Raw genomic sequence first — 26,643 nt, 5'->3', positions numbered from 1 at the left:
GAGACCCCATGGCAACGAAGAGCGTCTCACTCGCCGCGGCCGGGCTCGCCGCGGTCGTCACCCTGGCCGTCGGCGTCGTCGCCGGCCGGGCCTTCAGCTCCGGTTCCGGATCGGACGACGGTGGCGGTGACGCCGCGACGGCGGCGATCGCCGGTACGAAGATCGACGTCATCGTCAAGGCGACCGAATCCGAGTTCTGGCAGTCCATGCTCGCCGGCGCGAAGAAGGCCGGCACCGACCTCGGGATCGAACTGGACCTGTTCGGCCCCACCTCGGAAGCCGACATCGAACCGCAGGTACGGCTGGTCGAGGACGCCATCTCCCGAGGCGCCAAGGGGATCGTCCTGGCGCCGAACTCCTCCACCGCGCTGAACGGCGTGATCGACCGGGCCCGGTCCACCGGGATCAAGGTGGTGATCGTCGACAACGCGGTGCAGACCAAGAGCGACGGCTTCATCGGTACCGACAACGTCAAGGCCGGCGCCCAGGCGGGTCAGCGGCTCTGTGAGCTGATCACCCAGGCCGGCAAGCCGAACGGCAAGGTACTGCACGAGTCGGCGGTCTCCGGCATACAGGTGCTGATCGACCGGTTCGAGGGCTTCAAGCAGGGCCTGGCGGAGAAGTGCCCGCAGGCGACGATCGTGCAGACGCTGGTCAACGACAATGACCTGAACAAGGCGGTCGGCCAGGTCAACGACGCGCTGACCCGGGTACCCGACCTCGCCGGCATCTTCGCCGACAACAACACCTCCGGGGTCGGCACCGCCAAGGCGGTCCAGGAGAAGGGCGTCGGCGACCGGGTCGCCGTGGTGGCGTTCGACTCCGACCCGGCCGAGGTCGAGGCGGTACGGTCCGGCGGAATCGACGCGATCGTCGTACAGAACCCGTTCTTCTTCGGGTACCAGGGAGTGGTGGAGGCGGCGATGGCGGTCGCCGGCAGCAACGCACCGCAGCGGCTCGACCCGGGTGCGGTACTGGTGGACAAGGGCAACGTCGACGCCGAGGAACTCAAGGCGCTGCTGAACCCGCCGAAGACCAAGGGCTGAGCCGACCCGAGGGAGGTGTCATGAGCGACGTACCCGTGGTGCGGCTGCGCGGCGTCACCAAGGCGTACGGGCCGGTGACGGCGCTGGAGGACGTCGACCTGGACCTGCTTCCCGGCGAGGTGCACTGCCTCGCCGGGGAGAACGGGGCCGGCAAGTCGACCCTGATCAAGGTGTTGACCGGCGCGGTGGCCCGGGACCGGGGCGACTACCAGGTGTCGGGTGGGGCTCTCGGGCCGCGCCCGTCGCCGGTCGAGACCCGCGACGCCGGGATCGGCGTCGTCTACCAGGAACTGAGCCTGCTGCCGGACCTCAGCGTGCTGGACAACCTCACCATGGGCCGGTTTCCGCGCCGGCTGTTCGGCATCATCGACCGGGCCGCGCAGCGCCGGACCGCGCTGGGCCACCTGGACCGGGTCGGCCTGGGCGACCTCGACCTGGACCAGCCGGTCCGGGCGCTGCCGACCGCGACCCGGCAGCTCGTCGAGATCGCCCGGGTCCTCGGCACCGACGCCAAGCTGGTGATCTTCGACGAGCCGACCACCGCGCTGTCGGAGCGGGAGGCGGCGGCGCTGCTGGACCGGGTCGGCGCGCTGCGGGACGCCGGCCACACCGTGCTCTACGTGACCCACCGGCTGGAGGAGATGTTCGCGGTCGGGGACCGGGTCACCGTGCTCCGCGACGGCAAGGTGGTCGCGACCCGGCCGGTCGCCGAGTACGACCACGATTCGCTGATCCAGGCGATGGTCGGCCGCCCGGTCCAGAACCTCTATCCCGGCGTACGACACGAGATCGGCCCGCCCCGGCTGGAGGTACGCGGCCTGCGGATCGCCGGCTTCGCCGCCCCGGTCGACCTGACCGTTGGTCGGGGCGAGATCGTCGGGCTGGCCGGGCTGCTCGGCGCCGGCCGGTCGGAGATCGTCCGGGCGGTCTTCGGCGCCGATCCGGTCGAGGGCGGGCAGGTCAAGGTCGACGGGGTGGCGGTGCCCGGTGGCTCGCCCCGGGCCGCAGCCCGGCACGGCGTCGCCCTGGTGACCGAGGACCGGAAGGAGTCGGGGCTGCTGCTCCAGCTCTCGATCGAGGCGAACGTCTCCATCGCCAGCCTCGGCCAGGTCTCCAGCGGATCGGTGCTACGCGGAAGCCGCGAACGCCGGCACGTCCAACAGTCCGTCCAGGGCCTACGCCTGAAGTACGGCTCGTTCGACGACCCGGTGACCTCGCTCTCCGGCGGCAACCAGCAGAAGGTCCTGCTCGCCCGCTGGCTCGCCACCGGCGCGAAGGTGCTGCTGCTGGACGAGCCGACCAAGGGCGTCGACGTCGGCGCCAAGGCCGACATCTACCAGGCGATCGCGGAGATGGCCCGCAACGGGCTCGCCGTACTGGTCGTCTCCTCGTACCTGCCCGAGCTGCTCGGCCTCTGCGACCGCATCGTCGTCGTACGGGAGCGGGAGGTCGTCGGTGAGCTTCCGGCGGGGGAGGCCACCGAGGAGAAGATCCTCCGCCTGACCAGTCCACTGACGTCGGCTGCGGACCTGTCGGCCCCGATGCCCGCGCAAGCCCCTCTGGAGTCCCGATGACCCTCGACAAGAACGCGACCCCGGCCACCGGACAGTCCAGCGATCCGGCCGTCGACGAACAGCCGGCCACGAGCGAGCAGCCGGGTACGCCGCCGGAGAAGGAGGTGCTCGGGCTGGGCGCCCTGCTCGGGCGCGGCTTCGGCGGGCTGCCCGTACTCGTGTTGCTGGTCCTCGGGTTGAGCCTGGCCACCGACACCTTCCTGACCGGCACCAACCTGGACAACCTCGGCCGGCAGGTCTCGATCTACGCGATCATCGCGATCGGCCAGCTCCTGGTGATCCTGACCGCCGGCATCGACCTCTCGGTCGGCTCGGTGGTCGGGCTGTCCGGGGTGATCGCCGCGAAGGCGGTCTTCGACACCGCCGGTGGCGGATCGGTGCTGCTCGCAGTCGTGCTCGCCCTGCTGGTCGGGGCGGCGGTCGGGCTGCTGAACGGCGTACTCGTGGCGATCCTGAAGATGCCGCCGTTCATCGTCACCCTCGGCACCCTCGGGATGGCCCGGGGCCTGACCCTGCTCTACACCGAAGGCCGGACCGTCCAGCCGCTGCCGCGCTCGTTCACCCAGATAGCCGGCGGGGAGTTCCTCGGCGTCGCCAACCTGATCTGGCTGACCGTACTGATCGCGCTGCTGGTCGGGTTCGGGCTGCGGCGGACGGTCTGGGGCCGCTACATCTACGCGGTCGGATCGAATCCGGAGTCGGCCCGGCTGACCGGGGTACCGGTGAACGCCGTCCTGCTCAGCGTCTACGCCCTCTCCGGCATGCTGGCGGCGCTCGGCGGCATCCTGCTGGCCTCCCGGCTCGGCAACGGCGTACCGACCGCCGGCACCGGATACGAACTCCAGGCGATCGCCGCGTGTGTGATCGGCGGGGCGAGCCTGTTCGGCGCCCGGGGATCGGCGCTCGGTGCGCTTGTCGGCGCGCTGATCGTCGGGCTGCTCAACAACGGCGGCACGCTGCTCGGCATCGACCCGTTCTGGTTGCAGGTCGCGATCGGCGCGCTGATCCTGGTCGCGGTCGGCGTCGACCAGTTGCAGGGGCGGCGGCTCGTCCGCCGGGGGGCGTGACGATGCTGATCGCCCACGACCTCGGCACCACCGGCAACAAGGCCTCGCTGCACTCCGACAACGGCGCCCTGATCGGCTCGGTCACCGTGACCTATCCGACCAGGTTCGCCCCGGGCGGGATCGCCGAACAGGACCCGGAGGACTGGTGGCGGGCGCTGACCGAGGCGACCCGGGAACTCCTGGCCCGACACGACGTCGACGCCGCCGATGTCCGGGGACTGGCGATCTCGGGCCAGATGATGGGCGCGGTGCTGCTCGACGCGGCGTACCGGCCGGTCCGACCGGCGATCATCTGGGCGGACACCCGCAGCGGCGAGCAGGCTGACCAGTTGGTGGGGCGGATCGGCGCGGAGCGGGCGTACAAGCTGTTGGGGCACCGGCTGAATCCGACGTACTCGATCACGAAGGTGATGTGGGTACGGGACCGCGAACCGGAGGTGTTCGCGAAGGTACGACACGTCTGCCTCGCGAAGGACTACGCGGTGTACCGGCTCACCGGCCGGCTCGCCACCGACCCGTCCGACGCCTCCTCCACGAACGCGTACGACCAGGAGCGGGGGACCTGGTCGGACGTGGTGCTCGGCGCGGCCGGGCTGGATCCGGCACTCCTGCCGGAGATCGTCCCCGCCACCGCCGTGGTCGGCACGTTGACTTCGGCGGCGGCGGGGGCCACCGGCCTGCGCGCCGGTACCCCGATCGTGATGGGCGGCGGGGACGGCCCACTGGCGGCGGTCGGTGCCGGGGTGGTGTCGCCGGCCGACGGCGCGTACTGCTATCTCGGCTCCTCGTCCTGGGTCTCGGTGGCCGCGCCGCGCCCGCTGCACGATCCGGCGATGCGGACGATGACCTTCGACCACGTGGTACCCGGGCACTACGTGCCGACCGCCACCATGCAGGCCGGCGGCGCCTCGCTGGAGTGGATCGCCGACGTGCTGGAACCGGGCGAGGCCGGGGACCGGTTCGGTCGACTGGTCGAGGCGGCCGAGACCGCCGACGCGTCCAGCGACGGGCTGTACTTCCTGCCGCACCTGTTGGGCGAGCGGTCGCCGTACTGGAATCCGGACGCGGCCGGGGCGTTCGTCGGGATCCGCCGGCACCACGACCGGCCACACCTGGTCCGGGCCGTGCTGGAGGGCGTCGCGTTCAACCTGCTGACCTGCGTTGACGCCTTCCGGGAACATGGCGCGCCGGTGGACCGGGTGGACGCCATCGGTGGTGGTGCGGCAAGCGACGTCTGGCTGCGGATCCTCGCCGACGTCTGGGGCTGCCCGGTACGCCGTCGCTCCATCGTGGAGGAGGCGAACAGCCTCGGCGCGGCGGTCACGGCGGCCGTGGGCCTCGGCCTGGTCGACGATTTCGGCGTGGCCCGGGAGTTGTCCGAGGTCACCGCCGAGTTCACGCCCGATCCGGAGCGGCACGCCGCCTACCGGGAACGGCACGCGGTCTTCCTCGACGCGTACCGCCGGCTTGAGCCGTGGTTCGAGGGCCGGGGCGGCGGCGGTGGTACGCGATGAGCGTGACCGAACGGATCGGCCCGGCCGGCGGGCGCAGTGTGCTCGTCACGTCGCGGTCGTTCTCCTCCGGTTCCCGGGACCTGCTCGGCGAGCTGGCGGAGGCCGGCCTGACCGTCGTACGCGGACCAGCCGACCACCGGCTCGACGCGCTGCGCCCGCTGCTCGCCGGCACCGTCGGCTGGATCGCCGGCACCGGCCCGGTGACCGAGGCGCACCTGTCCGCCGCGCCCCGCCTGACGGTGCTGGCCCGGTACGGCGTCGGGGTCGACGCGGTGGACCTGGAAGCGGCGGCGGCGCGCGGTGTCGTGGTCACCAACACACCGGGGGCGAACACCGAGGCGGTCGCCGACCTCACCATCGGGCTGCTGCTCGCCGCGTTGCGCGGTATCCCGGCCGGGGACCGGCGGGTCCGGTCCGGCAGTTGGACGATCTCGCGGGGCCGGGAACTCGGCGCACTGACCGTCGGGATCGTCGGCTTCGGCCGGATCGGTCGCGCGGTCGGGCGCCGGCTGTCCGGGTTCGGTGCCACGGTCCTGGCGTACGACCCGATGCTGGACGCCGAGGCGATCCGGGCGGCCGGCGCCGAACCGGTGGAGCTGGCTGAACTGCCGGCCCGCTGTACGGCAATCTCGCTGCACGCGCCCGGGGGTGGCCGGCCGCTGGTCGACGCCGACTGGCTGGCGGGGGCCCGGGACGGCCTGATCCTGGTCAACAGCGCCCGCGCCGACCTCGTCGACGAGCCGGCCCTCGCCGCCGCACTGCGCAGCGGTCGGGTCGCCGGGTACGCCGCCGACACGCTCGACACGGAGTCGACCGGGGGTACCTCGCCGCTGCTTGCCGAAGACCTGGCTGACAAGGTGGTGGTGACGCCTCATCTCGGGGCGCAGACCGTGGAGGCGATCGACCGGATGGGCTCGCTGGCGGTGGCCGACCTGCTCGCCGTGCTCGACGGCGGCACCCCGACCCATCCGGTACGGGTAGGTGGTTCCCGATGAGCGGACGGCACCGACGGCTGGAGGCGGGTGAGACGGTGGATCGGGCCAACTACATGGGATTCGTCGGGGTCACCACCGGCAGCTCGTCGATCAACCAGGTCTTTCCGAGCTGGGCCGAGATCCTCGGGCTGCCGACCCAGCGACTGGTCGGACACGACCTGCCGTTGGACGCGGACGACGAGCAGTACCGCGACCTCGTACGACAGATCCGGGACGACCCGGCGCACCTGGGCGCGCTGGTTACCACGCACAAGCTCCGGCTCTACCAGGCGGCGCACGACCTGTTCGACGAGGTGGACGACTTCGCCCGGCTCTGCGGCGAGATCTCCAGCATCGCGAAGCGGGACGGCAAGCTGCTGGGACACGCCAAGGACCCGCTGACCGCCGGCCTGGCCGCCGAGGAGTTCCTGCCCGACGACCACTTCACGGCAACCGGTGCCGAGGTCGTCTGCCTGGGCGCGGGTGGTGCCGGTACCGCCCTGGTCTGGTACCTGAGCCAGCGGAAGGACCGGCCGCGGCGGATCGTCTGCACGGACACCGATCCGGATCGGCTCGCCCACCTCCGCGCGGTTGCCCAGCGCGGCGGCGTATCGGCCGAACTCGTCGAGTACGTGCCGGCGGCCGATCCACGGGCCGTCCTCGACCTGCTCCACACGGCCCCGGACTGGAGTCTGGTGGTCAACGCGACCGGGCTCGGCAAGGACCGGCCGGGCTCGCCACTGCCGCCCGGGGCCAGGCTGCCCCGGCAGGGCTACGTCTGGGAGTTCAACTACCGGGGCAGCCTGGAGTTCCTGCACCAGGCCCGAGCCCAGGCCGACGAGCGTGGCCTGACCGTGGTCGACGGATGGCGGTACTTCATCCACGGGTGGAGCCAGGCGATCGCCGAAATCTTCGACGTACCGATGGATCCCGCGACGGTGCAGCGGCTGTCGGCGGCGGCCGAGGCGGTGCGGTGAGCTTCGTCCGGACCGTGCTCGGTGACGTGTCACCCTCGGACCTCGGACCGACCGACTATCACGAGCACCTGTTCCAGGCCAGCCCGCTGCTGGCCGGGGACGAGCTGGACGACGAGCCGTCGAGCCAGGCCGAGACGGCGTTGCTGTTCGAGGCCGGCATCACTGCGATGGTGGAGGCGACCCCGGTTGGGCTCGGCCGCGACCCGGCGGCGGTCGCCCGGATCAGCGCGGCCACCGGGATGCGGGTGGTGGCGACGACCGGGGCGCACCGGGCCGCGCACTACGGCCCGGACCATCCGCTGGCCTCCTGGTCGGAGGCGCAGCTTGCGGCACGCTTCCTTGCCGATCTGGTCGACGGGTGTCCGGCCCGCGACGTCGGCACCGCTTCCGAAGACCACGGCAGGGGTACGGCGGTCGCGCTGGATCCGTCGGGGCGGCCGGTGCGGGCCGGGCTGTTGAAGGCGGGACTTGGGTACTGGTCGATCGGTCCGTTCGAGCGTCGGGTGCTGGGGGCGGTGGCTGCCGCGCATCGCTCGTCCGGTGCTCCCGTGATGGTGCACCTGGAGCATGGCAGCGCTGCGCACGAGGTTCTTGACCTGCTGGCTGCGGATGCGGTTGCTGCGGGACGGGTGGTGCTCGCCCATGCCGACCGTAATCCTGATCCGGGGCTGCACGTGGAACTCGCCCAGCGGGGTGCGTACCTGGGTTATGACGGGATGGCGCGGCATCGGGATCGGCCGGACAGCGCGTTGATCGAGCTGATCGAAGCGGTGTGTGGACAGGGGATGACCGACCATCTGCTGCTCGGCGGTGACGTCGCCCGCCGCAGCCGGTACGTCGGGTACGGCGGGATGCCGGGGATGGCGTACCTGCCCAACCGGTTCCTGCCCCGGCTGCGTACGCACCTCGGCCCGGACGTCGTACGCCGGATCCTGGTCGACGCGCCGGCCCGGGTGCTCGCCTGGGGCACCAGCGGCTGACCGTCGGGTCCGAGCCGGCTGGGCCACGGTGTGACGACGGCTGGTTCAGACACCAGTCGACCGTCACTCGCAGCGGAGGTGACGGTCGACGGAGTCGGTGTGCTGAACCCGCTCAGTAATCGGACCAGAATTCGCCCCAAATTTCTACGGCCGGAATCGGGGGGCCGCCGTCCCATCCGACGCCGGTACGGCACTCGGCCCTGGACATCAGGAAGTAGTCCATCTCCTCGACATAGCCGTAGACGACCCGGCCATCGGAACAGCGTGCCACCGCGCGATGCAAGCCGCCCATTCTCGTGCAATAGGTCTGCGAGGCGTAGGTGAAGCCCTGGTGCACGTAGTGGCCCAGGTAGCAGCCCTGGGGCGGGGTCGTGGTGTAGCCGGGGTCGGCCTGAGCGGGCTGGGCGACGGCCAGGGCGCCGGCCACCAGCGGAACGATCACTAGTGCCCGCAGGATTTTGCGCATGTTGGAGTTCTTGCCGGCGGCACCGGTTGCGGTGATCGCGGCGGCGCGGATCATTGCGGTCACGGAAGCGAGCGGTCTGGGTCTCACGCGGTCTCCTCTCGTGGTCGAGCGTGCAGGCAGGCGCATGCGTCATCCCTGCCGCCCAGGCAGATCAATGGAAAGCGCTTTCCTGCATGATTATCTCTGGCTATCGGACAGCGTCAATGTCAAAAATGCCGTCATCCGCCGGGTCCGCCGTGCGCACAGACCCGCAGGTGATGTAACGGCTGCTCGGTACGGCGGTGTGGGCGCCGCGACTTGCCGGTCAGCCTTCCCAGGTGCTGCCGTCGACGTCGTCCCAGGATCCGCCGCCGATGGAGCGCGGTCGGCCTCCACCGCCACTGCCAGGGCGGCGATCGGTACGTAGCAGGACCCGGCGCCAAACGACCGTGGCGGCGAAGTAGCCGAGCAGGGTGACCGGGAGCACCACCCAGATCCAGGCGGTGGTACGCGCCAGCCCGAGCCAGACGGCCGCCCCGGCCAGCGGCATCGCCAGTGTCCAGCCGAGCGCGAGCCCAGGAACGCTCAGTACGAGCAACGCGGCCGGCAGGCTCCGCCGCACGAGATCCCAGGCGGTGTTCCACCACCCGCCCGTCCGTCCCGCGAACCCTTGTACCACCCCGGCCACCGCCGCGGTCAGTAGCGGCAGGGGCAGCATGGCGAGCGGGGGGCTGATCCCCGGGGCGAGCCCGCACGCGGCGGCGACCAGCAGCAGCGGGACCGAGGCAAACCAGCCGGTCGCGCCGCCGAACCAGGCGGACGTCAGCAGGCGAGCGGTCGTGTCAGCCGTCTTTTGCCGGCGTTGACGACGCCGCTCCCGCCGGGCCAGCCGCCGCTCGTGGCGGCGCAACTGCCGCTCCCGCGCCTTCTGCTGCCGTGGGCTGAGCACCCTCGGGCGGGCCGGCCGGCCGCGCTCCTCGGGTGGGGCGAACGCCCAGAAAACGCCGGGTATCGCACCGTAGGACGCCAGGAGCAGCACCGCCAGCAGGTTTCCGCCGAGCAGCCCGATGAGGCCACCGGCGGCGGCACCGATCAGGGCGACGACCAGGCCACCGACGAAGTCGTACCGTGGCTCTTCCCGCACAGCGCTTCCAGGGTCCGATACGGCGACGCGCCCGACCGCAGGATCGGACGCCCATCGATGGCCACGAGCCTAGTCCTGCAATGCCAGTTTGCGAGTGGCGTGGTGTGATGGTCGAGCTTGGAGGTACGGCGCCGGCCCCGAAGTCCTCAACCTGTTGGGCGCCGGCCGGGTTGCTGCGGGACGGGCCGTGCTCGCGCATGTCGACCGTGATCCTGATCCGGGGCTGCACGTGGAACTCGCCCAGCGGGGTGCGTACCTGGGTTACGACGGGATGGCGCGGCATCGGGAGCCGGCTCGTCGTTCGGACCGGCCCCTTGTGCTCAAGCCGGGCACCAGTCGACCGTCACTCGCTGCGGATGTGACGGTCGACGGAGTCAGCGTTGAATCCGCTCAGTATTCGAGCCAGAACTCGCCCCAGATTTCGACGGCCGGGATCGGGGTGCCGCCGCCGGGCGCGCCCCTGGCGCCGTACCCCTCGGTCAGGCGGCGGAGCGCTCGGCGACTGGCAGGCGGCGCAGGCTCACGTTCGAGACGGCCGGCGGTGTGTAGGCCACGTCGTTGGGGGCGGCGTCGGTACCGGGCGGAGCGATCTCGTCGATCCGGTCGAGGATCTCGTCGTCCAGGGTGGTGTCGGCGCCGGCGAGCAGGTCGTCGAGTTGTTCCATGGTGCGCGGCCCGATGATCGCCGAGGTCACGCCCGGGTGGGCGATGGCGAACGCCATCGCGAGGTGGGTCAGCGGCAGGCCGGCCCTCTCGGCGAGCGGGATGAGCTGTTCGACCACGTCGAGCTTGCGCTCGTCGCTGAAGTGCTGCGGCATGCCGCCGGACCGGTGGCTGTCCGTCTGCTTCCCCTTGCGGTACCGGCCGGTGAGCAGGCCCTGGCCCAGCGGGCTCCAGACCAGCGTGCCCATCCCGTAGCGCTGACAGACCGGCAGGACCTCGCGTTCGATGCTCCTGTTGACGATCGAATACGGCGGCTGCTCGGTACGGAAGCGCTCGAGGCCGCGTCGCTCGGCGACCCACTGCGCCTCGACGATTTCCGGAGCTGGGAAGCCCGACGCACCGATCGCGCGGACCTTGCCGCTGTGGATCAGGTCGGACAGGGCAGACAGCGTCTCCTCTACGTCGACCGTCGGGTCGGGGCGGTGGACCTGGTAGAGATCGAGGTGATCGGTCTGCAGGCGGCGCAGGGAATTCTCGACTGCAGTCATGATCCAGCGCCGTGAGTTTCCCCGGTGGTTCGGATCATTGCCCATCGGGTAGTGCACCTTGCTGGCGAGCACGACGTCGTCGCGGCGGCCCTTGAGCGCCTTGCCGACGATTTCCTCGGATTCGCCCTGGGAGTACACGTCGGCGGTGTCGATAAAGTTGATCCCTGCGTCCAGGGCCCTGTGGATGATCCGGATCGAGTCGTCGTGGTCGGGATTTCCCATGGCGCCGAACATCATGGCTCCCAGACAATAGGGGCTGACCTCGATTCCGGTCCGGCCCAGCGAGCGGTACTTCATCATTCTCCCCTTTGGAGGCGTTTGTTGAGTGACTGGTGAGTGGTCGGTGCCGTGCCGGTGCCTTGCCCCGCCGCCGACCAGTACCCCCGTCTGGTCGCTCTGTCGACGTGATCCCTCCGGAGGTTCGGACTATCCGGACTGCGCCGAGGACGCCGTCCGCAACGCCTCGTCGTCGAACACGATCTCGACCAGCGGGCTACGCGCGAACCAGTCGTCGAACTCCTGGCGCTGGTTTACCCGCGCCGCGAACTCGGGCCGGTTCTGTAGGTCGAGTACTGCGGCGATAACCCGCCGTCGTGTCGGCTCGTCGACCGGCACCGCGGTCGCGGGCAGGTCGGCCTTGACCCCATGCTTCAGGTGCACCATGAACCGCGGATGAGCGCGCACGTTCGCGTACCAACTGCGGGGTCCGGGCATGCCGCTCAGGTACCAGCGGTTGTCAACGCGGTGGAACCAGATTTCGATGCGGCGCGGAATGCCGCTGCGTGCGCCCAGCGTTGTGATATCGATGGTGCGCTCAGCCGCCGAAGAGTCCGGTCCGATGGCGAGGGCGTGCGCGACGGCATTGTCCACGGTCACAGTCCGGTCGGCCGCTCGTCGTCGAGGGGCAGGCCGCCACCCTCAATTCCGGCCCGGCCCAGCGTGCGGTACTTCATACTTCTCCCCCTGGAGGCGGTCGGTGTCTGTTCGGTGACCTTCATTGCCCGCCTCCTGCTTCCTGGTGACTGCCTCGGAATCCGTGGCACGTTCCGGTAACTCCAGGAAAACAGAGCCGCAACCGCCGTGCTAGCGAAATCGTCTCGTTTGGCTGCACATTCCTCTTCGCCCAGGCGACGTCAGGGCAGCGCCGTAGCAGCGGGATCGACTCCATCACGCATGCGTACCGCATCAAGGCTGGGCGGAGCACCGAACAGGCGCCGATACTCACGGCTGAACTGGGACGGATTGTCGTATCCGACGCGATTGCCGACGCCGGTGATGTCGTTAGGATTGTTCGCCAGCAGCAATCTCGCCGCCTGTAGCCGGATGTGCTTTTGGAACTGGATCGGGCTCATTGCCGTCACCGCCTGGAAATTCCGGTGGAACGCGGAGACACTCAACCCCGAGAGCTGTGCTACTTCCTCGACCCGGAACGGCCGGGTGTAGTTCTCCCGAATCCACCGTACCGCCCTCGTGATGTGGCTCAGGCTGCTGTCCGCGAGGCCGAGCTGACGGACGACGTCACCTTGTTCCCCGGTCATCAACCGCCAGAGGATCTCGCGCTTGTACAACGGGACCAGTGCCTTCCGGTCCCGTGGCCGGTCGAGTAGGCGCAGCAGCCGCACGATGGCGTCGAGCAACTCGTCTGGGGCGTCACTGACCGTGATTCCCGGCCGTGCGGTAGCGGGGGACCGTGGCAGATCCCCCGGCCCGACCTGCAGCAGCAATTCCGCGATGGCAGCAGGTTCCAGGGTCATCCCGAAACCGAGCGCGGGGTGGCCCGGAGCGGCGTCGATGACGTGCCCCGTCACCGGGAGGTCGATCGAGGCGACGAGGTACTGACCGACGCCGTACTCGAACACCCGGTCCCCCAGGGCGAGACGCTTGCCACCCCGGGCGATGACCGCCAGCACCGTGCCGGACATCGACGACACCGGCGAAGCGCTGTCGTCGACCTTGCAGACCCGGACACCGTCGATGACAGTGGTCAAATCAGGACGTACATGTCGTTCCAGCAGGTCGCGAAGCTCGTCCAGGGACATGCCCCGATTGCAACACGAAAATTGCGGTGACCGTCCAGCAGCGAGGGGATCGTGCAAGAGCTCAAGAGTTTCATGAAAGCGTCCGCCGCTGGGCTTACGAGACGTGTAGGTCGGCCCCGAGATCGCCGAGCCGGTCTGGTCGGGCGTAGAGCGCCGCTCGGATGGCAGCGATGGACACGTCGGGCCCGGTCCACTCGTCGGACCTGCGGAGACTAGGCGGGACTCGACACCCCTCGGGCAGCCGATGGCATGCCGTGGTGCCGGGACTGGCGGCGACCGGACTCGGCGCGGCGATGATCGCGGTCCTCACCGGGGAGGTACACCGCACCTGGCACCCGGCCACGCCGGTCACGGCGATCCATCTGCTGCCGGCCCTGCCGTTCCGGCGCTCCCCTGGACGCGGGGGAAGGTGGGCGGCGCGATCGAGGTTATTCGGGACAATGCCCGACAGGCGCTCGTTGAACGCGTGGACCACCTGCCGGACGAACACCGCCGGGCGTCTGCCCACCGGATCCTGGTTGACGCGCCGGACCGGGTACTTGCTTGGGGCACCAGCGGCTGACCGTCGGGTCCAAGCCGGCTGGGTCACGGTGTGACGACGGCCCGAGTTCAGCCACCAGTCGACCGTCACTCGCAGCGGAGGTGACGGTCGACGGAGTCAGCGTGTTGAACCCGCTTACCAGTCGAGCCAGAACTCGCCCCAGATCTCGACGGCCGGAATCGGAGTGCCGCCGTCCCATCCGCCGCCGGAACGGCACTCGGCCTTGGACATCAGGAAGTAGGCCATCTCCTCGGTCCAGCCATAGACGACCCGGCCATCGGCGCAGCGTGCCGCCGCGCGGTGCAAACCGCCTGTTCTGACGCAATAGGTCTCCGAGGCGTAGGTGAAGCCCTGGTGCACGTAGTGGTATAGGTGGCAGCCCTCGGGCGGTGTCGTGGTGAAGCCGGGCTCGGCCTGAGCGGGCTGGGCGACGGCCAGGGCGACGGCCACCAGCGGGAGTATCACCAGTGCCCCCAGGACTCTGCGGACGGTGGAGTTCTTACCGGCGCCACCGGTTGCCGTGATCGCGGCGGTGCGGATCGTCGCGGTCACGGAAGCGAGCAGTCTGGGTCTCACGCGGTCTCCTCTCGTGGCCGAGCGCGCAGGCAGGCGCAAACGTCATCCCTGCCGCCCCGGCATGTCTTCGGAAAGCGCTTTCCTCGAGGAATTATCCTTGGCTATCGTCCAGCGTCAATGTCAAAAATGCCGTCATGCGCCGGGTCCGCCGGGCGGCCCTGGTGTCGCGTCCCTGGGCGCTGGCGGACTTGGGGTACGGCGCCGGCCCGCGCCGAGGTCCCGACCTGCTGGAGGCTGATGGGGCTGCTGCGGGACGGGTCGTGCTGCGCGCATGCCGACCGTGCCCCTGATCCGGGGCTGTACGTGGAACTCGCACCCAGCGGGGCGCGTACCTGGGCTATGGCGGGATGGCACGGCGCCGGGAGCGGCCGGACAGCGCGTTGATCGAGCTGATCGAGGCGGTGTGCGCGCAGGGCATGATTGAGCACCTGCTGCTCGGCGGTGACGTCGCCCGCCGCAGCCAGACCGTCGGGTACGGCGATATGCCGGGGATGGCGTACCTGCCGAATCGGTTCCTGCCCCGACTGCGTACGCGCCTCGGCCTGAACGTCGTACGCTGGATCCTGCTCGACGCGCCGGCCGGGGTACTCGCTGGGGCACCCACTGGGCGCAAAGCGCCAAGGGGAGCGCGTTGACCAGGGGCATGAGCGACATCCTCAAGGATGTATTTCCCCGATATGCGGGGGAAATGGGTCCAGGTGCGGCCTCGGGCCTTGTTGCGGTCACAAGATCGGTAAGTCCGGCCCGCGGTCCGGGGGTTTCCCTGGCCGGGCGTACAACGCTGCTCGGACTGCGGCCCACGAAACTCCGGGGGCTCGACGGGTCCGCTCGACGTCTCGCGCTATCCGGCTGATCATCCCAAGCCTGCTTTTGGCCTCCGTCAGCTCGGACTGGAGCGCGCACAGGGCTTGTTGGCAGGAGGCAAGTTCAGCCTTCAGACGCTCCGTCCGCTGCTCGGGCGTTAGCGAGGGTTGCTCGGGCGGATGGAACGCGTGATGCAGCAAAGGTCCTCCCCGGCTCGACTGAGAATGCGGCACCCCCGCCCGGCGCCGGCATGTGCGACCAGGCAGGGGGCCTGTCCTGGATCGTCCCCGAGCCTCATCCCCCTGTCAATATGGGGAGCCATGCATGGGCAGTCCCAACATGGGGAGGCCTAGGCGTGGGGACCATCTTGGGCATGCCCGCCGACCGTCCGCCCGGCCCGCTCGCGGGGCCGGCTGAGGTGATGGAGTTGTTGGGCGGCGTCAGCCGATCGCGGTTGAAGCAGATCACCGCGAACCCGAAGTTTCCGAAGCCGTACCAGGTGCTGACCGCTGGAGCGATTTGGCTTAGGAGCGACGTCGAGGAGTACATCCGGAAGCATCGGCCGCACCAGCGGCAGGTCGACGACGGACCCTAGCCCCGGATTCGCTGCTGGGGATCACGTGGGCGGCAGGATGTCGTGACGAGGCGAGTTGCGGCCCCGACCTGCTGGAACAGCATCTTGGGTGTTGTCGCGCCCAAGCACGCGACCGGCCTTTGCTTGGACGAGCCGCTCGTTTCGCCATACCTCCTGTTTGGCCAGGTACCTGCGGCGGATCGGCAGCCTGACTTGTGCGATGTTCCCGGCCGATCGCACATGTGCACGGTCCGGCTGCTGGTGCCAACGACGTGAGGAAGCCCGTGGCGTTGTACCCGATGACATACCCGGCAGGTAATCGGTTGGGTACGACAGCCTGTGAACCCTTCCGTACCGTACGGATGTTCGACAAGATGGTTGATCTCAGGGAGGTGATTTGGTGGCGGACCACAGCACCATCGAGTGGACCGAGGCGACGTGGAACCCGACAACAGGGTGCGACCGCATCTCGTCCGGCTGCGATAACTGCTATGCTCTCGCGCTGTCGAAGCGACTGAAGGCCATGGGATCGGCGAAGTACCAGACCGATGGCGACCCACGCACCTCCGGACCCGGCTTCGGTGTGGCCGTCCATGAGGACACCTTGGATATCCCGCGACGGTGGCGGGATCCACGGGTCGTGTTTGTCAACTCGATGTCCGACCTGTTCCATGCTCGGGTGCCGCTAGAGTACGTGCGGCGCGTGTTCGGCGTCATGCACGAGACGCCCCGGCACACCTATCAGTTGCTCACCAAGCGAGCTGCGAGGCTGGCGAAGTTAGCGCCGCAGCTCGACTGGCCAGCGAACGTGTGGATGGGTGTCAGCGTCGAGAACGCCGACGAGGTGGCTCGCATCGATGAGCTACGCCAGGTTCCGGCCGCGGTGCGGTTCGTTTCGGCGGAGCCGCTACTTGGTTCGCTTACCGGCTTGAAACTGAGCGGTATTGACTGGCTCATTGCCGGCGGTGAGTCCGGGCAGAACTGTCGCCCCATGAACCCACAGTGGGTACGAGAACTTCGGGACCAGTGCAACGCGGCTGGGACGGCGTTTTTCTTCAAGCAGTGGGGTGGACGGACGCCGAAGGCGGGGGGCCGGCTACTCGACGGCCGGACGTGGGACGAGATGCCATCCGGTCAGCGGTTGGCCACGGTGCGGTAGGGGGATGCTGCGCGGCCGCCGATCGGGCTGGCGTAGATGGCGTGCGTCTACATGCGACGTAGTACGTCTCTGAAGAAGTACTTGCCTTTGCCGTCGTGGTCGATCTTGCGGCTGTTATGCAGCAGCTTGACCGCCGCTTTGACATGTCGCTCCCATGCCTGACCCAGTACCATGCCGTAGACCTCTGGTACCCGGTCGACGAGTTTGAAAGGGCCGACACCGGTAAGCAGGCCGTCGATGTTCGCGGCGATGGTTTGTATCCACGTAGCCCGGTTGTCCACCTCGTACTGGTTGTGGTCGAAGACCGGCGCTTCGCCGAACAGTGATCCCTGTCCGGCGGGTCCCTCTCGGTTCATCCGCTCAGTGAACCAGGCCGCAGTCCAGTCCCGTCCGGCTCTGCCCAGCGCGTCGGCGAAGCACCAGGCGCCTTCGCTGTCGGCGGTCAGCAACATCAGCACGTACTTGGGCGCCAGGTCGGGGCGCGGACGCACGGGCATGCTGATCGCCGTGTATCTGGTTCCGGCGATCAGCCTCTGCTGGTACTCGGCGCAGACTCGCATAGCGACGTCAGTGGCTTTCTGTTCGTCGCCGTCGTCGTGGACTTGGGCGAAGTAGTCTTTCCACCAGCCACCGTCGAGGAATCGGTCCAGGCGCGCTGCCGTCTTGCCGTCATCTTCCGATAGCCCACCGCTCGACTGGCGAGCGATGTGGACCGCTCGGCCCATGCGGGCGACGCTGAGCACGCTGAAATGCAGCAGGACCTCGGTGGGCGGCCACTTCGACCGTCCGAGCAGCGAACCCTTGATGATGTTGAAGTCCAGTGCTGGGCCGAACGGGTCAAGGAAGGCGAACAACGAAGCGCTGCGAGCGAGGGTGAGTAGTTCGGGTAGGTGATCGTCCACTGAGCCGTGGCGGACCTCGAAGTTCGTCGGGCCGCCCTTGTCGCGCAGAACCCGTTCAAGGTTGTCGAAGCTATCGTCGTCTTGTTCGACGAAGTACCCCAGGACATCGCGGGTGCTCTGCAGGAACTCAGCAGCCTGCGATAGCAGCAATGGTGAGCCAGGCGATCCGTCCTTGTACTCACCGCGGCCGGCATAGCCGTCAAGGAACACGACCCGGCCGCCGTCCACGGCCGAGCCCGTCTTGGAGGCGAAGACGACGGGGTAACGCTTGAGGATTCCGTGCTTGAAGACGGCCTCCGCTTGCTTCGTGTTGAAAAATTCGTCGTGGCTGCTCACGAACCCCCCTACACGCTGTGCTGACAAAATAGCGGACGGTGGAGGTCCGGGGAAGAGGGGGCCAGTAGCCATGGTGGATCCGTGCACCTGCCAGGCGCCGTCCGGCGACACTAGGAGGACCATCGCGGCAGCCCCGGTCAATGCTTACCGGTTCGGGGGTGAAAGGGCAGGCAGTGCGCGCTTTCTTCTGTCTTCGCCGAGCAGAGATTGATCTGGTCTGAAGTGGTTCATCGCGTTCCGCGCGGATATCGCACTCGATAGGCGTCCAGCGCCGCATGGGCGGCAGTGAAGGGCATTGCCGTCTTGCGGTGGGTTCGTTCAATTTCGTGGAGGATTCGCCTGATCATCCTGAATCGGGCCTTGACCTCGGCCAGCCCGCGATTGAAGGTTGCACACGGCCTACTGGCAAGAGACAAGTCCAGCTTTTAGTCACAGGTTTCGCAGCCCCTGAGACACGGGCTCCGATCACGCCATCACCTCCACAAAGGTGGCGGTCCCGGCGGTATTGACCTCGCCCTGTCTGGTCGCGCTCGCCCGTGGTGCGGACCTGCGGCGGCTCGTCGGACCGAGTGCGGGTCTGGGCGAGGAGCCGGAGTGCGAGCAACGTGATCCAGGCCCAATCGACGGCGATCCTCACTCGTTTGATCAGGCCGGCCGACGGATGAGCCGTCTCCCACGCCGTACCGAACGCGACGAGCAGGGCCAGGCCGGCAGTCCCGGTCAGGATGTTGTAGCCGGACCAGATGCGACCGTACGGCCGGATGACGGACCAGCGGGCGAGGTCGAAGCAGCCGACCGGCACCGAAAGGAACACCACCAGCCCGAGATTGTCGTGCAGTACGTGATGCCAACTTGGGATCGCGCTGCCGTCATCGGGCGGCCCAGGGCGGGTAGCCACGCGTCGGGTCCATCACGAAGGTGCCGGAGAGCAGCAGGCAGAGGCCGTACCCGCCGATCATGAGTGGCCGTCAGCGGCTTGCGCGACCGGGATAGAGGACACGGCGAAGCCGAGGAGCAGCAGTCCGGTCAGGACGAAGTTGGTGATCTGGATCCACCCGCGTGGGCCGAGGCTCAGTGCACTCACCGGGTGGTAGGTGGGGTCGTATCCGGCCCGGGTGGCGCCGTCGACCAGGAACACCAGGATGAACAGACCCGGGGCGACCGCCCCGCAGCCGAGCAGTGTCCTGGTCAGGCGATGCGTCGACCAGCTCAAACAGCGTCGTGGCGTCGCCACCCGGTTCGACAGAATCAGGGTGCGCTACCCAGCGGCGATCCACATTGCGGCGATCAGCCAGCGGCTATGACGTCGTCCTGGCGGACGCCGACCCATGCTGCGCTGTGGCAGCCTCCTCGGCAGGCATGAGGCCGCCACCAGGACGGAGAGGTGCGGATTCCGCCGTTATGGTCACGATCTGTATGTGGTGGATTTCAGCGTGTGTATCTATGAGCTTTTCGCCGAGGGATGGAACCTTTCCCGGCGGTGTGCCGTGGTAGAGGCGTGACGGACCGAGCGAAGCCGCTGACGGCGGCCGACGAATCGTTTGTGGCTTTTATGGAGTCGGCCTGGGAACGGCATCTGCGGCTGGCGATTCTGCTGACCGGGGACCGGTGGCGGGGCGAGGAGTTGTTGCAGGACAGCTTGGTCAAGATGTATGAGCGGTGGGGCAAGCTGTCGCGACACAGTGATCTGCACGCATATCTGCGGCGGGCACTGGCGAACAACAACACGTCGATGTGGCGGCGGCGCCGGCGGGAAAATCTCGTAGCCGATGTTCCGGACCGCCCAAGCCCGGTAGAGGCGGACTCCGGCGCTGAGGTCAAACGTGCGCTGATGGCGCTGCCGCCCCGACAGCGGGCGGTGGTGGTGCTGCGTCTTTATGAGGACCTGTCAGAACGGCGGGTCGCGGAGACGTTGGGGTGCCCGCTCGGCACCGTAAAAAGTCAGTACGCCCGTGCACTGGAGAAGCTGCGGCATCTGGTGCATGAGCGTAATTACGAGCAGGCGAGGGGAATCCGATGAGTTCTATCGACGAGCAGGTGGCTGCCCGCCTGCACGAGGTGGTCGACGCTGAGCCGGGCTCGGCGCCGCCGGTGCAGTCCATGCTGCTCAGGGGGCGACGAGGACGCCGTCGTCGGAGGATGGTGGGGGTGCTGACCGGGTCGTTCGCTGTGCTGGCGGTGGGTGCGTTGGTGGCGACCACGGTCACCCAGCCAGCGACGACGAGCCCGTCGAGCGTTGCGTCGGCGGAGGTGCAGTCGCCGCAGTTGACCCTGGTGGCGGCCGTCGCGGAGAGCGAGGGCATCAGTTACAAGGTGAAGGTGACGGCCGGGCTCAAGGGCGACCCGGTCGAGGTCACGACGGTGGGTGCCTTCGATCCCGACACGGCGACGGGCTATCTCAACTCGTCATCGCGGGAGGGCGGGAATGTCTATCAGGAGCGGCTGGCAAATGGGGTCCGGTTCACGGGTTGTTCGGGTTGTGACGACACGTGGAAGCAGTATCCGGGTGAGCATGACCGGCTGGCCTATGATCGCGCGCTGAGCGGTGCCGTGGGCGCGTCGGCGGATCCGCAGCAGCTGTTCGCGGTGTTGCGGGAGTCCGGCGCGAAAATTACCCCGGCCGGTGCCGGCAGCTATCACTTCGAAGTGTCGTTGAAGAGCAAATCCAGCGCGACCATCAGCGACATCATGATCGGCGATGTAACCCTGAACGCGGACAAGCGGATCGCGAAGGTCGCCTATGAGCGGACCACCCGGCACGAGAAGGACGGCACGACGTCTACCAGCACCTGGGCAGTCAATGTGGAGCTGTCCGAATATGGCACGGCGGTAGAGGTAGCCAAGCCGACCCGCGTGGTCGTCGTCAAGTAAGGCGTACCCGTTCGACCTCTCGCTCTCCATAACCGGGCTGCCCGCGTCCCTTGGGCCGCGGGCAGCCCTGTCTTCGTACAAGGGAAGGAACACACGACGTGCGTCTCTCAAGACGACTGCGGCTGGGCGTCACGGCCACCGCAGTGGTGGTGGCGGCGGGTACGGCCGCGCCGGGCAGCGCGGTGGCGGGGCTGTCATCGGCGCCTCTGGCGGTGCCAGGGCCGGTGCTGGCTCGACCGGTGGTCGACCGGGCCGCTGAGCACACGGTGACGTTGGTGACCGGTGATCGGGTGACGGTGTCCGGTGCGGGGCAGGTGTCGGCGCAGGCTGGCCCCGGACGTAAGGCGATCTCGTTCGACATCACGACGGCCGGCGGTCGGGTGCGGGTTGTCCCGAGCGATGCCGGTCCGTTGCTGGCCGCAGGGCGGTTGGACCGACGGCTGTTCGACGTGACCGGGTTGATCGAGGCCGGGTACGACCGCAGGGACCATCTGCCGTTGATCGTGACGGGTACCCGGAAGGGCGTCGACGGTTTCACCAAGGAACGGGACCTGCCGGTAATCAACGGGATGGCGGTACGCCAGTCGCGCGGCAAGGCGGCCGATTCCTGGCACGGGCTGACCGGCGGTGCGCCATCGGCGCGTACTCTCCGGTCCGGTGTGGGGAAGTTGTGGCTCGATGGGATGCGCCAGCCGACGTTGGACGTCAGCGTTCCGCAGACCGGTGCACCGGTTGCCTGGCGGGCGGGCATCACCGGTAGGGGCACCACGGTCGCGGTGCTGGACTCCGGCATTGACGACACCCATCCGGACCTGACCGGCCAGGTGGTCGGTCGGCAGAACTTCACCGAGGACGTCGAGCCCGACAACGATGTTTCCGGGCACGGTACGCATGTGGCCGCCACGATCGCCGGCACCGGTGCGGCCTCGGGTGGGAGATACCAGGGTGTGGCGCCGGGCGCGAAACTGCTGGATGGCAAGGTCTGCGTCGCGGGCGGATGCGCGGATTCGTGGATTCTGGCCGGGATGACCTGGGCGGCGGCCGACCAGCACGCCAAGGTGGTCAACATGAGCCTCGGCGGTGACGACGACCCCACGGTCGTGGATCCGCTGGAAGAGGCGGTGCAGACTCTCAGCGACCGGTACGGCACGCTGTTCGTGATCTCGGCGGGCAACACCGACGGTGGCGTTGTCGAAGGTGCGATCTCGTCACCCGGTAGCGCCGACATGGCCCTGACGGTGGGCGCGGTGAACGACAGGAACGAGGTGCCGGGCTTCTCCCGGCGGGGCCCGACCACCGACGGCAGGCTGAAGCCGGACATCACCGCGCCCGGAGTGGACATCACCGCGGCGCGCGGCAGGGACGCTGTGCGCGTTCCCGGCAACCGGGGTGACGCGTACACCAGGTTGTCCGGCACGTCGATGGCGGCGCCGCACGTGGCCGGCGCCGCGGCGATCCTGGCCCAACAGCACCCCGACTGGCCCGGCCGGCAGATCAAGGCGACGCTGACGGCCTCGGCCAAACCCAATCCGGGGTACGGGGCACATGCCCAGGGCGCCGGCCAGCTCGACATCGCCCGCGCGATCGGGCAGCAGCTGTCCACCGCTCCGACCGGTGTCAGCTTCGGCAGGCAGCTCTGGCCGCACCAGGACGACGAGGTGCTGACCAGGGACGTCACCTACCACAACGGCGGTCCGACCGACATGCCGCTCGAACTGACGATGAGCACGTCCAGCCCGGACGGCGCTCCCACCCCGGATGGCATGTTCAGCGTCGACCGGACTTCGGTGGTCGTTCCGGCCGGTGGCGACGCGAAGGTCACCGTCACCGCCGACACCCGGACATCGGGTCCGGACGGCTACCTCGGCGGCTGGCTGACCGCCACCAGCGGAAACCAGATGGTCCAGACGCCGTTGACGGTGCAGAAGGAGGTGGAGAGCTACGACGTGACCCTGACCCACACCGACCGCAACGGCGCCACCCCGTGGTCCTTCGCCAGCAGTCTCAACAAGCGCGGCAGCGACCGGGACTGGTTCAGCTGGATAGGCCCCGACCCGGGCGACAGCGTGACATTCCGGGTGCCGAAGGGCCACTACACCCTGACCAGTACGGTCGACACCCTGCTCGGCACCGACGACTCCGGCGGGAAGCCGGTACCGATCGTTGCCAAGACCCTGCTCGCGCAGCCCGATCTGAACGTCGATCGGAGCATGACCGTCGAACTCGACGCCCAGCGCGGAAAACCGATCTCGGTCACCGTGCCACGCTCCTCGGCCCAGCAGGTTCGCGCATTCGTGTCGGCGCAGACCATCGTGCCGAGCCAGACCGGCGGCACGGTGGGGATGGGCAACTACATCCTGGCCTGGTCCTTCGCGAACATCTACACCGCCCAGCTCGGCCCCGACACCGATGACGACAGCTTCACGTCGCTGATCGGCGGCCAGTGGGCACAGGGCAACGCGGACGGCAGCACGGACAACAGCCCGTACTTCTACTCGCTGATGTTTCCCGAGGCGGGACGGTTGGTGACCGGGTACCAGCGCACCGTGGCCGACCGGGATCTGGTCGCGGTACGGGCCGACTTCGCGGCCAGCCGGACGGGCACCACCGGCCAGAAGCGCATCGGTGCGGGGCTGAGCCGTACGAAGTCCGGCTTCTACGGCGAGTTCCACAGCTTCCAGCTGCCGTTCAGCCGTACCGAGTTCTACAACGGCACGCCGGGGGTGGGCGCGACGGGCCAGTTCGAGGAGCTGTCCGGCGACCAGCTGCTGGCCGCCACCGCCTCGGTACCCAATATCGAGTACGGTGCCGGCCGGCCGTACCAGGAACAGTGGAACAGGGCTGTCTTAGCGCCGTCACTGCCGGCGGTGTCCCTGGACTCCTGGGAGGGTGTCCGACGGGCCGGGAACACCATTGGGCTCGACGTGCCGATGTACGGAGACGGCGTCGGCCATCCCGGCGGAACGGTGGCGGACAGCTTCGGCGCCAGTCTGTTCCGCGAGGGCACGAAGATCGGCAGCACCGATGCCGCCCGATGGGCCGCCTTCGAGGTTCCGTCCGCCGAGGCGTCGTACCGGTTGGAACTGCACGCCGAGCGGGGTGAGCCGTTCGCCCTGTCCACCAGGACCGACCTCGCCTGGACGTTCCGCTCCGGTCACGCCGACCCGGAAACGCCCGCCGCCCTTCCCCTGTGGATAGTCGGTTTCAGTCCCCGGGTCGACCCGTACAACAGCACACCCGGCGGTACGGTCCAGACCGTGCCGGTGTCGGTCACGCCCCAACCCGGCTCGGACAGCGGCAAGCTGGTCAGCCTCACGGTCGAGGCGTCGTTCAACGACGGCGCCGACTGGCGACCCGTACCGGTGAGGGGCGACAGCGTCCTCGTGGCCCAGCCGACGGGGCGTGGCTTCGTGTCCCTGCGGGCCAGAGCGGCTGACAGCGTCGGCAACACCGTGGAGCAGACCATCATCCGCGCGTACCGCTACGGTCCCGTGACGTAGACCTAGAGCGCCGATGGCCTCGCCGGATCCGGACCGGCGAGGCCATCGGCGCCGCCCCCGACCGCTGGGCTCTGCGGGGGCGGGATCTCGGCGAGCAGTCGGAGTGCGAGCAGGGTGATCCAGGTCCAGTCGACGGCGATCATCACTCGTTGGATCAGGCCGGTCGACGGATGGTCGGTTTCCCACGCTGAACCGAATGCGACGAGTAGGGCCAGGCCGGCGATTCCGGTCAGGATGTCGTACCCGGCCCAGGCGTGACCGTACGGCCGGGTGACGGACCGGCGGGCGAGGATGAAGCAGGCGATCGGCACCGAGAGGAAGACCACGATGCCGAGGTTGTCGTGCAGGACGCCGTGCCAACTGGTGCCCGCGCTGCTGTCGCCTGTGGTGCCGGGTGGATAGCCGCGCGTCGGGTCCATCACGAAGGTGCCGGAGAGCAGCAGGCTGAGGCCGTACCCGCTGATCATGAGCGGTCCCCATCGGCTGGCGCGGCCGGGGTGGAGGGCGCGGCGGAGTCCGACGGCGAAGCCGAGGAGCAGCAGTCCGGTCAGGACGAAGTTGGTGATCTGGATCCACCCGCGTGGGCCGAGGCTCAGCGCACTCACCGGGTGGTAGGTGGGGTCGTATCCGGCCCGGGTGGCGCCGTCGACCAGGAACACCAGGATGAACAGACCCGGAGCGACCGCCCCGCAGCCGAGCAGTGTCCGGGTCAGGCGATGCGTCGACATGCTTCCCTTCGGGGCCATCCTCGTACGGTCCGCCATTGGCCCGACCGGCCGCATCTGCCGCCCGGCCATGGTTCTGGTCGGCTGGCCAGCCCTATTGGCCCGTCGACCGGGTCGCCGGCGTCTGCCCCACCAGCGACCGTCTCCCAACGGCGAACCGTTGGGAGACGGCGTGCGTGGCACATCCTCAGAACCGACGGATTACCCGATCAACTTTCGAAGACTAGGCATGTCGAAGACGAGGCACTAGTTCTGCACTACCGTGGCAGCGAGGTGTTGATTCACCAGGCTGATCCGGGTGAAGTAGCTTGCCACGCCGTCCCAGGCGCCGTTGTGGATGCCCCGGGCAGTGCTCCCGAAGAACCACGGCCCGCCGCTGTCACCACCCTCCGAGACATCCGAATCGGTGGTATCCAGACCGCACCGCCGTTGGCCATCGTCGTACGTCTCGCAGTTGTTGGTGTCGACGATGGAGGTGCAGCGGTAACCGCTGGTCCGGCCCCAATGGCACACGGTCGAGTTGATCGGTGCGTTGGCGACGGCCAGCACCTGCCGGTCTCCGGCTGCCTGCCGGTTGGTCGCCCGGAACTGCTTGTTCGTCGCGTGGCCGTTCTCGGTCAGGGTCCGGTGGAACTGGAGATCGATCGCGGCATTCGCGGTCTGGTTTGGGCTGGTGCTGATGAGCCCCACGGCGTTGCCGTACCGGAGCGCGTTGCCGCAGTGCCGCGCGGTCAGCACACCCCAGTTGCCGGAGCGGACCGCGGTGAACCCGGCAGTGCACTCGGCTCTGCCGTTGGTCAGGTTGAGGTCCCTTCCACCTTCTACGGTTCGCTCGGTGACCCCGGTCCGGTCAACATTGAGCTCGAGCACGACGTCGATGGGAAGCTGTCCCCCGATGGTGCCTGCGGTCAGCGCCCCCTGAAAGACCGAGTCGAGCGCGCTCTGTTGGATGCCCCCGACGGGCGCGTACTCAAGACGCAGCACGCGTCGCTCGTGGTCGTAGCGGGTCCCGGCTGACCGGATGACGTCGGAGCGCACCGCCAAGGACGTGGTGAGCGCGTAGGCCAGGTCGGCCAGTTCCGTCGAGCTGGCCGGCGCACCGTACTGCACCTCGGTGTCCACCGGCAGGCGCTCCAGTTCGGCGACAACGTCTGCGCTCGGCTTGGCGGTGAACTGGATCCAGGGGCTGGCCGCCCCACCCTCGGTAGCCAGGCCGGCCCGCACGAACACGTCCGGGCTGCTCTCCTCCAGTTGCGTGGTGAAGGCGCTGAACTCGTGGATGCCCTGGTGCGCAGCGACGACGGCGGACAGATCCCGTCCGCTCTCCTTGGCGTACGTGGTCAGGTCCTGCATCGCCGCGTCATCCAGAGCCAGTGCGGACCGGCCCGTCCCGGTCACCCGGAAGGTGCCCGCCGACGTCGGCGCGGCCCGCACCGGCACGTTCCCAGGCTCGAAAATCGCCGCTTCCTCGGTGTTGCCAGGGGCGGGGGCTGCCGGGGCGGGAGCTGCCACGACCAGTGTCAGGCCGGCGGTGATCGCCAGCGAGGTGAGCAGGGTCAGTGCTCGGCGCATCTATTGTGTCCTTTCGGAAAAAACTGGTGATATCCAGCTCCGTTCGCTGAAGTAGCCTGATCGTTGCGTCTCGCGCGATCGTTGTGACCCAACGAATCCGCGAACTTCTGTC

22 protein-coding genes and 2 pseudogenes are annotated in these 26,643 nt (G+C 68.7%); 13 read left to right on the top strand and 11 right to left on the bottom strand.

Annotation, left to right across the window (positions count from 1 at the left end):
• Positions 1-8: 8 nt before the first annotated feature.
• The 7 genes from H4W31_RS00450 to H4W31_RS00420 are packed head-to-tail and all read left to right on the top strand — an operon-like array spanning position 9 to position 8,132.
• Positions 9-1,046 carry an ABC transporter substrate-binding protein gene (locus tag H4W31_RS00450; RefSeq protein ID WP_192764813.1) on the top strand — a complete coding sequence of 346 codons (1,038 nt, stop codon included), beginning with the start codon at positions 9-11 and terminating at the stop codon, positions 1,044-1,046.
• Between the two features lie 20 nt (positions 1,047-1,066).
• A complete protein-coding gene (locus H4W31_RS00445; protein ID WP_192764812.1) occupies positions 1,067-2,620 on the top strand; it encodes a sugar ABC transporter ATP-binding protein in 1,554 nt (517 codons plus the stop codon).
• Positions 2,617-3,687, top strand: coding sequence for an ABC transporter permease (locus tag H4W31_RS00440; protein WP_192764811.1), 1,071 nt, complete (start codon positions 2,617-2,619; stop codon positions 3,685-3,687). Before H4W31_RS00445 ends, H4W31_RS00440 begins: the two co-directional genes overlap by 4 nt.
• Before the next feature lie 2 nt (positions 3,688-3,689).
• Positions 3,690-5,201, top strand: a complete 1,512-nt coding sequence (gene xylB / locus H4W31_RS00435; RefSeq protein ID WP_192771740.1) for a xylulokinase — start codon at positions 3,690-3,692, stop codon at positions 5,199-5,201.
• Positions 5,198-6,196 carry a phosphoglycerate dehydrogenase gene (locus H4W31_RS00430; RefSeq protein WP_192764810.1) on the top strand — a complete coding sequence of 333 codons (999 nt, stop codon included), beginning with the start codon at positions 5,198-5,200 and terminating at the stop codon, positions 6,194-6,196. Before xylB ends, H4W31_RS00430 begins: the two co-directional genes overlap by 4 nt.
• Complete coding sequence (locus H4W31_RS00425; protein WP_192764809.1) at positions 6,193-7,152, top strand: shikimate dehydrogenase family protein; 960 nt, start codon at positions 6,193-6,195, stop codon at positions 7,150-7,152. Before H4W31_RS00430 ends, H4W31_RS00425 begins: the two co-directional genes overlap by 4 nt.
• Positions 7,149-8,132 carry a phosphotriesterase family protein gene (locus H4W31_RS00420; protein WP_318782954.1) on the top strand — a complete coding sequence of 328 codons (984 nt, stop codon included), beginning with the start codon at positions 7,149-7,151 and terminating at the stop codon, positions 8,130-8,132. Before H4W31_RS00425 ends, H4W31_RS00420 begins: the two co-directional genes overlap by 4 nt.
• A gap of 112 nt (positions 8,133-8,244) precedes the next feature.
• Here H4W31_RS00420 and H4W31_RS00415 read toward each other — a convergent pair whose 3' ends face one another.
• From H4W31_RS00415 to H4W31_RS00390, 7 genes are all read right to left on the bottom strand, one after another.
• Positions 8,245-8,661 (bottom strand): hypothetical protein, encoded by a 417-nt coding sequence (locus tag H4W31_RS00415; protein WP_192764807.1) that lies wholly within the window; start codon positions 8,659-8,661, stop codon positions 8,245-8,247.
• Positions 8,662-8,902: 241 nt separating this feature from the next.
• On the bottom strand, positions 8,903-9,721 hold the full coding sequence (locus H4W31_RS00410; RefSeq protein WP_192764806.1) for a hypothetical protein: 819 nt from the start codon (positions 9,719-9,721) through the stop codon (positions 8,903-8,905).
• 479 nt (positions 9,722-10,200) lie between these two features.
• On the bottom strand, positions 10,201-11,229 hold the full coding sequence (locus H4W31_RS00405; protein WP_192771739.1) for an aldo/keto reductase: 1,029 nt from the start codon (positions 11,227-11,229) through the stop codon (positions 10,201-10,203).
• Positions 11,230-11,358: 129 nt separating this feature from the next.
• Complete coding sequence (locus H4W31_RS00400; RefSeq protein ID WP_192764805.1) at positions 11,359-11,802, bottom strand: nitroreductase/quinone reductase family protein; 444 nt, start codon at positions 11,800-11,802, stop codon at positions 11,359-11,361.
• Positions 11,803-11,804: 2 nt separating this feature from the next.
• Positions 11,805-11,930, bottom strand: coding sequence for a hypothetical protein (locus H4W31_RS43610; protein WP_264084051.1), 126 nt, complete (start codon positions 11,928-11,930; stop codon positions 11,805-11,807).
• 135 nt (positions 11,931-12,065) lie between these two features.
• Positions 12,066-12,971, bottom strand: a complete 906-nt coding sequence (locus tag H4W31_RS00395; RefSeq protein ID WP_192764804.1) for an AraC family transcriptional regulator — start codon at positions 12,969-12,971, stop codon at positions 12,066-12,068.
• 676 nt (positions 12,972-13,647) lie between these two features.
• The gene (locus H4W31_RS00390; RefSeq protein WP_192764803.1) at positions 13,648-14,088 is read right to left on the bottom strand and encodes a hypothetical protein; all 441 of its coding nucleotides are present in this window, start codon (positions 14,086-14,088) and stop codon (positions 13,648-13,650) included.
• Positions 14,089-14,417: 329 nt separating this feature from the next.
• On the opposite strand from H4W31_RS00390, the pseudogene H4W31_RS00385 reads away from it, so the two are divergent.
• From H4W31_RS00385 to H4W31_RS00375, 3 genes and pseudogenes are all read left to right on the top strand, one after another.
• Positions 14,418-14,723, top strand: a pseudogene (locus H4W31_RS00385) (hypothetical protein); the annotation flags it as partial.
• Between the two features lie 542 nt (positions 14,724-15,265).
• Positions 15,266-15,487 carry a helix-turn-helix transcriptional regulator gene (locus H4W31_RS00380; protein ID WP_192764801.1) on the top strand — a complete coding sequence of 74 codons (222 nt, stop codon included), beginning with the start codon at positions 15,266-15,268 and terminating at the stop codon, positions 15,485-15,487.
• Positions 15,488-15,866: 379 nt separating this feature from the next.
• Positions 15,867-16,625: a DUF5131 family protein gene (locus H4W31_RS00375; protein ID WP_192764800.1), complete on the top strand. Its 759-nt coding sequence runs from the start codon at positions 15,867-15,869 to the stop codon at positions 16,623-16,625.
• 47 nt (positions 16,626-16,672) lie between these two features.
• Here the strand turns inward: H4W31_RS00375 and tcmP are convergent, their stop codons facing one another.
• On the bottom strand, positions 16,673-17,863 hold the full coding sequence (gene tcmP / locus H4W31_RS00370) for a three-Cys-motif partner protein TcmP (RefSeq protein ID WP_318782953.1): 1,191 nt from the start codon (positions 17,861-17,863) through the stop codon (positions 16,673-16,675).
• A 343-nt stretch (positions 17,864-18,206) separates the two neighbouring features.
• Positions 18,207-19,076 (bottom strand): annotated as a pseudogene (locus H4W31_RS00365) (DUF998 domain-containing protein).
• A 285-nt stretch (positions 19,077-19,361) separates the two neighbouring features.
• Here H4W31_RS00365 and H4W31_RS00360 point away from each other — a divergent pair.
• The 3 genes from H4W31_RS00360 to H4W31_RS00350 all read left to right on the top strand — a co-directional run bounded on the left by H4W31_RS00360 (position 19,362) and on the right by H4W31_RS00350 (position 24,234).
• Positions 19,362-19,883: a SigE family RNA polymerase sigma factor gene (locus tag H4W31_RS00360; protein WP_318782952.1), complete on the top strand. Its 522-nt coding sequence runs from the start codon at positions 19,362-19,364 to the stop codon at positions 19,881-19,883.
• Positions 19,880-20,734 carry a hypothetical protein gene (locus tag H4W31_RS00355; protein WP_192764797.1) on the top strand — a complete coding sequence of 285 codons (855 nt, stop codon included), beginning with the start codon at positions 19,880-19,882 and terminating at the stop codon, positions 20,732-20,734. The genes H4W31_RS00360 and H4W31_RS00355 overlap by 4 nt, the downstream gene beginning before the upstream one ends.
• 98 nt (positions 20,735-20,832) lie before the next feature.
• Entirely contained in the window at positions 20,833-24,234 is a 3,402-nt protein-coding gene (locus tag H4W31_RS00350; protein ID WP_192764796.1) for a S8 family serine peptidase, read from the top strand.
• Between the two features lie 2 nt (positions 24,235-24,236).
• Here the strand turns inward: H4W31_RS00350 and H4W31_RS00345 are convergent, their stop codons facing one another.
• A complete protein-coding gene (locus H4W31_RS00345; protein ID WP_192764795.1) occupies positions 24,237-24,962 on the bottom strand; it encodes a DUF998 domain-containing protein in 726 nt (241 codons plus the stop codon).
• 243 nt (positions 24,963-25,205) lie between these two features.
• Positions 25,206-26,531 carry a S1 family peptidase gene (locus tag H4W31_RS00340; protein ID WP_192764794.1) on the bottom strand — a complete coding sequence of 442 codons (1,326 nt, stop codon included), beginning with the start codon at positions 26,529-26,531 and terminating at the stop codon, positions 25,206-25,208.
• Positions 26,532-26,643: the final 112 nt, after the last annotated feature.

This window comes from Plantactinospora soyae, from assembly GCF_014874095.1.
GTDB classification, from domain to species: Bacteria; Actinomycetota; Actinomycetes; order Mycobacteriales; family Micromonosporaceae; genus Plantactinospora; species Plantactinospora soyae.
Note: the sequence above shows the minus strand (reverse complement) of the source record. Positions and strands in the feature narration are given on the sequence as shown.